Source organism: Actinoplanes aureus (assembly GCF_015704865.1).
GTDB classification, from domain to species: Bacteria; Actinomycetota; Actinomycetes; order Mycobacteriales; family Micromonosporaceae; genus Actinoplanes; species Actinoplanes aureus.
Genome location: NZ_JADQTO010000006.1, coordinates 275,884 through 282,590 on the forward strand (window position 1 = coordinate 275,884; position 6,707 = coordinate 282,590).

Sequence of the window (6,707 nt, forward strand, 5' to 3'; positions counted from 1 at the left end):
TGCAGGCCATCGTCGCGTGGGCCCCGGTTCACCCGCGATCCCTATCGTCCGGCCCCATGAGAAAGATCAACAAGATCCTCGCCGGCGCGGGTGTCCTGACGCTCACCCTGACGCTGGCCGGCAACGCCTCGTACGCCGGCGGCCCCGGCAAGGTCACCACACCGACCCTGACCGGGTTCGCGTCGCTGCCGGCCACCACGTTCGTGCCCGGCAGCGAGCCGTCCGGCACTCTGGTCACCGGCAACACCAACGGCGTCCCGGTGCCCTTCGCCGACCAGCCGGTCCAGGGCTTCAGCGGGATCGCCGACAACGGCGACGGCACCTTCGACGTGCTCTCCGACAACGGCTACGGCAATCAGGCCAACTCGGCCGACTTCCTGCTGCGCGTCCAGCGGCTCGCCCCGGCGTTCGCCACGAACACCGTCGACGTGCTCGGCGGCGTGCACCTGACCGACCCGCGCGGGCTCGTCCCGTGGAAGCTGACCCGCGAGGACCGGGTGCTCACCGGTGCCGACTTCGACGTCGAGTCGATCGTCAAGGGCGACGACGGCAGCTACTGGATCGGTGACGAGTTCGGCCCGTACCTCCTGCACTTCGACCGTGCCGGACGCCTGCTCGCGGCACCCGCGCCGCTGGACGGCGTGATCGCGCCGGAGACCGCCACCCGCACCGGCGTCACCGCGACCCTCGGCGGCAGCAAGGGTTTCGAGGGCCTGGCCGAGTCGCCCGACGGCCGCTACCTGTACCCGCTCCTGGAGGGCACGGTCACCGGTGACCCCGCAGGGCGGCTGCGGCTCAACGAATTCGACAAGCGGGCCGGCAGGTACACCGGCAAGCGCTACGCCTACCAGCTGGAAAGCCCGGCCAACGCGATCGGTGACGCCATCAGCGTCGACCGGAACCGCTTCCTGATCATCGAGCGGGACAACGGGCAGGGCGCCACCGCCGTGTTCAAGAAGATCTACCTGGCCGACAAGCGGGACCGCAACCACGACGGCCTGCTGGACAAGATCCTGCTCGTCGACCTGATGAACATCGCCAACCCGCGCAAGCTCGGCGGTTTCGGCACCACGTTCACCTTCCCGTTCCAGACCATCGAGGACGTCGTGATCCTGGACGAGAAGACCATCGCGGTGCTGAACGACAACAACTTCCCGTTCTCCAACGGCCGTACCCCCGGCGTGGCCGACAACAATGAGTGGATCACCATCGCGCTGCCGCACTCGCTGCGCTGATGACCTGGGGGTTCGTCCGTTTCGCGGGCGAACCCCGCTGTTTGCGCTGACAGCGGTTATGGTTAGCGCTAACATTCCCGGTGCCGAGGAGAAGAAGTGACGTACGGTTCCAACGCCCTGCGCCAGGCCGTCCTGCGGGCCAACCAGGTGATTCCCGAGGCCGGACTGGCCCAGCTGACCTGGGGCAACGTCAGTGGCGTGGACCGCGAGGGCGGCTACTACCTGATCAAGCCGTCCGGTGTGCGCTACGACGATCTGACCGAGGACCAGCTGGTGCCGGTCGACCTGCGGACCGGCCAGGTCCTCGCCGGCGACCTGCGCCCGTCCGTGGACAGCGAGTCACACCGCGCCTTCTACCTGGCCTGGCCGTCGATCGGCGGCGTCACGCACACCCACTCCACCCACGCGGTCGCTTTCGCCCAGGCCAATCGGGACATCCCGCTGCTCGGCACCACGCACGCCGACACGTTCAACGGTCCGGTGCCGGTGACCCGGGGTCTCACCGCGGATGAGTGCGCCACCGACTACGAGCTGAACACCGGCCGCGTCATCGTCGAGCTCATCGGCGACGACGCGTCCGCCGCCGCCATGCCGGCCGCCCTGGTGGCCAACCACGGCCCGTTCACCTGGGGCGCCACCCCCGGCAAGTCGGTCGAGCACGCCATCATCTGCGAGGCCGTCGCCGAGATGGCGCTCAAGACCCTGGCGCTGAACCCGGCCGCGACCATCCCCGACCACCTCGCCGAGCGCCACTTCAAACGCAAGCACGGCCCGGGCGCCTACTACGGCAACCCCAAGGCCTGACCTCCGCGGTCGCTCCGGACCACGTCCATGAGGTGGTGCTCCACCTCATGGACGGTGTGCCGTCCCAGCCAGAGCAGCGTCCGGGACGCGGCCACCGGCCAGTTGTAGACCCCGGTGCGGGCCCACTGCGCGGGCGCCAGCGCACCGAAGTCCCGGGCCAGTTCCTCCGCCGCGCCCGCGAGCTCGGCCAGGACGACCCGCGGATCCTGATCGTTGTAGGCGTCCGCGACCACCCGCTCCTCCCGCCCCATCGGAGCGAACTCGGGCTCATCGGCCGCCAGCGCCAGTGCGACCCGCTCACCCTGCACGCGCAGCACGTCCCGCACGTGACACACGTACTCCAGCGGCGACCACACGTCCGGCTCCGGCCGCCGGCGCGGCCCCGGCACTGCCGCGAGGGCCGCGGCGAAGCGCGGCCCGGCCTCGCGAAGCCGGCCCGGAATCGCCTCGGCCGAGACCTCCGCATAGGTGAAACCACACTCCCCGCAATGTTCCATCCCGGCAGGATAGGGGTCTCTTCCGCGAAACGCGGGAGCCGGCGATTCGGTCCCGCTCGCCGATGGCCCGGCATGCTGATTTTCGGTACGCGCACGCGCCGTGCCGCCGAATCGCGGCCGTCCCGCCCAGCCACGTCCCCGTGGAGGGTCGCGCGGGAGAGCGGGGACGGTCCGATTCCGGCGCGACTGTGGGAACGCGTACCCCGAAAGGGTTAATGCCGGGGCGGCTGGGTGACCACGCGGACCATGTTCTGCAGACGCCGGCGCAAGCCGGCGGCCGGCTGCGGCTCGTCCCGGGTGTTGCTCGCCTTGGCCGATGATGTCCGCACGTTTCGGGGCAGGCCGGGCGCCCGCGGGCGGGGGACCGTCACCGGCGGCACCTGCCGCCAGGTGAAACGAACGCCGCCCAGCTCGATCGTCGCGCCGGCGGCGCAGAGGCCGGACTGCCGGCAGTCCGGTGATCCGTCCGGACCGTAACTGATCATCAGGCTGGTCTCCGTGGCGGAGGCCGTGGTGTGGACGGCCCACACCTCGCCGTAGCCGGTGAGGCCGGTTCCGCCGGCGGTGAGCACCGATGCCCGGCCGCGCAGCGGCACGGTGAGTTCGAAGCCGTTGGGGTCCTGGATGTACAGCGTGCCGGAGAGCCGCGGCTGGCCGCGCCGGCGTAGCCGGCCGGTGAACCCGGCTCCCACGGTCACCGCCCCGTCGCTGTCTGCGGCGGGGGTGCCGGGAGCCGTGTGTCGTCGTCGAACACCTTTCGGACTGTAACGGCTCCCGGGCCCGGATCGGCTCTCCGTCACCGGGGAGAGTGAGCCTCTAGCTGTCGGATTCCAGACGTGCCAGAAAGCCGCGTACCGCGTCCTGGAAGATCGCCGGCTCCTCGCTGAACGGGAAGTGCCCGGCCTCGGCGATCTCGACGAGCTCCGCGCCGGGTATCCCGGCGGCGATGCCGCGGGACGCGGACGGCGGGCACACCCAGTCGTAGGCGCCGGCCACCACGAGCGCCGGAGCCGTGATCCGCGACAGGTCCTGGCGCAGGTCGTACTTCGGGGCCAGCTCGCCGAAGAAATACCCGGCCACGTCCGACGCGAAACCGCTCAGCGGGAGCAGGCGGCCGGGCACGTCGGTGTGGCGCGGTCCGGCGTACGTCGGGGCCACCTGCTCCTCGAACGCGCGCAGGGTCGCCGGACTGAAGTCGCCGCCGAACATCCGGGCGGCCACCGCGGTCGCCTCGGGGGACGCGCGTTCCGCCAGGCTGGGCGGCGGGTCCGGGTCGTCGAAGGGCCGCAGGGTGGCGCTGGTGGAGCAGAGGATCAGCGCACGCACCGCGTCCGGCCGCCGCAGCGCGAGGTGCAGCGCCACGAACCCGCCGCCGGAGTGGCCCAGCACGATCGGGTCGGCGATGCCCAGCCGATCGCAGAGTTCGGCCACGTCGTCGGCCATCTGCTCGAGGGTGCAGGTGGCCACCGGTGGGCGTCCCGAGCGGCCCTGCCCGCGCAGATCGACGTAGACCAGCTGGGCGTACGCGCTGAGCGCGCTCAGCCCCGGCCGCAGATAGCCCTGGTCGAAGCCGGGGCCGCCGTGCAGAACCAGGATGACCGGCCGTTCGGTCAGCCCGGTCCCGTCGACCGCGAGCTGTGATCCTTCCACGTCGAAGTAGAGCGTCGTCCCGCCGATTTCGGTGCGCATGTGGTCCTCCCTATAGGCGTGTCATCTACCAGATGCACGACACGGGAGGAAAGTTCATTTCCGGGCCGACGGCGCCGCCGCGCTCACCCGGGGCACCAGCAGGGGAGCGACCACCACGTCCTCCGGCGGCGCGTCGCCCGGTGGACGGCCCAGATGGCGCAGGAGCAGGGCGAGGGCGCGCCGCCCGAGTTCGGCGAAGTCCTGATGCACCGTGGTGAGCGGGGGCAGGAAGTATCCCGAGTCCGGCATGTCGTCGAAACCGACCACGCTGACGTCCTGCGGCACCCGGCGCCCGGCCTCGTGCATGGCGCGCAGCACGCCCAGGGCGATCCGGTCGTTGGCGCAGAAGACCGCGGTGACCGCCGGGTCGGCGGCCAGGCGCAGGCCCTGTTCGTAGCCGGCGGCGGCGTCCCACCAGCCGGCGGTGACCTCGGGGACCACGGCACCCGCCGCGTAGAGGGCTTCCCGCCAGCCGTCGACGCGGGCCTGCGCCTCCGGCCAGTCGGACGGTCCGGCCACGTGGTGGACCGTGGCGTGCCCGAGGTCGAGCAGGTGCCGGGTGACCAGGGCGGCGCCGGCCTTGTTGTCGACGCGCACGGTCGGGAACGGGTCGCCGTGCCCGGCGCCGCCCACGGCGACGCAGGCCAGACCGGCGGGCGCGTGCGTCAACGCCATGATCACCGACGGCTTGGGTGCGATGGCGATGATGCCGTCCACGTCGTGCTGGGCCAGCCGGTCGACGGCTTCCAGGACCGGGCGGTGCGCGAGGTCGCGGACGGTGGCGACGCTGACCAGGTATCCGGCGGCGCGGGCGGCACTCTCGATGCCGTAGAGCATGGACTCCGGACCGAACAGCGTGGTCTCGAAGCCGATGATGCCGAGCGTGTGCGACTCGCGGGTGGCGAGCGTACGCGCCGCCAGGTTCCGCCGGTAGTTGAGCGACCGCATCGCGGCCAGGACGCGTTCCCGGGTCTCGGCACGGACGTTGGGATGGTCATTTATCACTCGGGAGACCGTTTGGTGGGACACCCCGGCCAATTTCGCCACGTCGCGCATGACTGTCCCGCGCTCCTTGCCGGATCGCGACATCCGCCGGGAGCGTGGCTCGGTGCGGACCGGGTCGGTGGGCTGGTGGCCGGCCGGTTCGAGGCCCGGCGTGGGTGCAGGTGTCGCCATTGGAGGACTTGTAGCAGGTGACGGTTCGATGACCATGAGCGATACCGCCGTTCTTGCAACCAGTCGGAAACGTTGATCCGGATCTCTTGACGAGCGTGTTGAGAACGGTAACACTCACGAAACGCAAGCTGTGACCACGGTCGCAGCGCTACGCAAGACGTTGCGGTCATGGCTGGTCGGCCATCCGCTGAAAATTTTGTGAACGGTAACAGTTTCGGGAGGTAATGGTGCGCAGGAACATCTCCGCGGCCGTGCTGAGTGGTGTCCTCGCTGTCTCGGCGCTCGCCGGGTGCGGTGGTGGCGGCGACGACGCGGGCTCCGGCAACAGCGGTGGCGACGACAAGATCACCCTCGGCTTCTCCCAGGTGGGTGCCGAGAGCGGCTGGCGTACGGCGAACACCAAGTCGATCCAGGAGTCGGCGGCGTCCGCGGGCATCGATCTGAAGTTCTCCGACGCGCAGGGCAAGCAGGAGAACCAGATCTCGGCGATCCGCAACTTCATCACGCAGAAGGTCGACGTCATCGCCTTCTCGCCGGTGGTCACCTCCGGGTGGGACGCCGTGCTGAAAGAGGCCAAGGACGCCGGCATCCCGGTGATCCTGACCGACCGCGCGGTGGACTCGCAGGACACCTCGCTGTACGAGACCTTCATCGGCTCGGACTTCGTCGAGGAGGGCAAGAAGGCCGGCGACTGGCTGGTCAAGGAGTACGAGGGCAAGACCGACAAGGTCAACGTCGTGGAGCTGCAGGGCACCACTGGCTCGGCCCCGGCGATCGACCGGCAGAAGGGCTTCGCGGAGGCCATCAAGGCCAACCCGAACATCACGATCGTGAAGTCGCAGACCGGTGACTTCAAGCGGGCCGACGGCAAGACTGTGATGGAGACCTTCCTGCAGTCCACCCCGGACATCGACGTGCTCTACGCGCACAATGACGACATGGGCCTGGGCGCCATCGAGGCGATCGAGGCGGCCGGCAAGAAGCCCGGTACCGACATCAAGATCATCACGGTGGACGCGGTCAAGGACGGCATGACGGCGCTCGCCGACGGCAAGATCAACTTCATCGTCGAGTGCAGCCCGCTCCTCGGCCCGCAGCTGATGGACCTCGCCAAGAAGGCCGCCGCCGGCGAGACCCTCGAGAAGCGGGTCCTCACCGAGGAGACCACCTTCACCCAGGAGCAGGCCAAGACCGAGCTCCCGAACCGCAAGTACTGATCGGTCTGCCCCGCGGGTTGTCCCGGCCGGCCCGGCCCGGGCAACCCCCCGCCCCGCCGAAACGGGCCCGACATTGGGGCGCCGGCAAC

7 protein-coding genes are annotated in these 6,707 nt (G+C 70.2%); 3 read left to right on the plus strand and 4 right to left on the minus strand.

The annotated features are described in order from the left end of the window. The first annotated feature begins 56 nt into the window (after positions 1-56). A complete protein-coding gene (locus I4J89_RS15310; RefSeq protein WP_196414618.1) occupies positions 57-1,235 on the plus strand; it encodes an esterase-like activity of phytase family protein in 1,179 nt (392 codons plus the stop codon). Between the two features lie 96 nt (positions 1,236-1,331). Continuing rightward, a complete protein-coding gene (gene araD / locus I4J89_RS15315; RefSeq protein WP_196414619.1) occupies positions 1,332-2,039 on the plus strand; it encodes an L-ribulose-5-phosphate 4-epimerase AraD in 708 nt (235 codons plus the stop codon). Here araD and I4J89_RS15320 read toward each other — a convergent pair. The 4 genes from I4J89_RS15320 to I4J89_RS15335 all read right to left on the minus strand — a co-directional run bounded on the left by I4J89_RS15320 (position 2,018) and on the right by I4J89_RS15335 (position 5,281). After that, complete coding sequence (locus I4J89_RS15320) at positions 2,018-2,536, minus strand: DinB family protein (RefSeq protein ID WP_196414620.1); 519 nt, start codon at positions 2,534-2,536, stop codon at positions 2,018-2,020. The two genes, araD and I4J89_RS15320, sit on opposite strands and share 22 nt — an antisense overlap. Before the next feature lie 212 nt (positions 2,537-2,748). Beyond that, positions 2,749-3,234: a hypothetical protein gene (locus I4J89_RS15325; RefSeq protein WP_196414621.1), complete on the minus strand. Its 486-nt coding sequence runs from the start codon at positions 3,232-3,234 to the stop codon at positions 2,749-2,751. A gap of 118 nt (positions 3,235-3,352) precedes the next feature. Then, a complete protein-coding gene (locus I4J89_RS15330; RefSeq protein ID WP_196414622.1) occupies positions 3,353-4,225 on the minus strand; it encodes an alpha/beta fold hydrolase in 873 nt (290 codons plus the stop codon). 54 nt (positions 4,226-4,279) lie between these two features. After that, positions 4,280-5,281 carry a LacI family DNA-binding transcriptional regulator gene (locus tag I4J89_RS15335; protein ID WP_196414783.1) on the minus strand — a complete coding sequence of 334 codons (1,002 nt, stop codon included), beginning with the start codon at positions 5,279-5,281 and terminating at the stop codon, positions 4,280-4,282. Positions 5,282-5,625: 344 nt separating this feature from the next. Here I4J89_RS15335 and I4J89_RS15340 point away from each other — a divergent pair, with 344 nt between their 5' ends. Further along, a complete protein-coding gene (locus I4J89_RS15340; RefSeq protein WP_196414623.1) occupies positions 5,626-6,618 on the plus strand; it encodes an ABC transporter substrate-binding protein in 993 nt (330 codons plus the stop codon). The last annotated feature ends 89 nt before the right edge of the window (positions 6,619-6,707 follow it).

Bases quoted from the DNA above. Each gene is read 5' to 3' on its own strand.
- I4J89_RS15340 (WP_196414623.1), top strand. From the start codon at position 5,626: ATGGTGCGCAGGAACATCTCCGCGGCCGTGCTGAGTGGTGTCCTCGCT.
- I4J89_RS15335 (WP_196414783.1), bottom strand. From the start codon at position 5,281: ATGCGCGACGTGGCGAAATTGGCCGGGGTGTCCCACCAAACGGTCTCC.
- I4J89_RS15330 (WP_196414622.1), bottom strand. From the start codon at position 4,225: ATGCGCACCGAAATCGGCGGGACGACGCTCTACTTCGACGTGGAAGGA.
- I4J89_RS15310 (WP_196414618.1), top strand. From the start codon at position 57: ATGAGAAAGATCAACAAGATCCTCGCCGGCGCGGGTGTCCTGACGCTC.
- I4J89_RS15320 (WP_196414620.1), bottom strand. From the start codon at position 2,536: ATGGAACATTGCGGGGAGTGTGGTTTCACCTATGCGGAGGTCTCGGCC.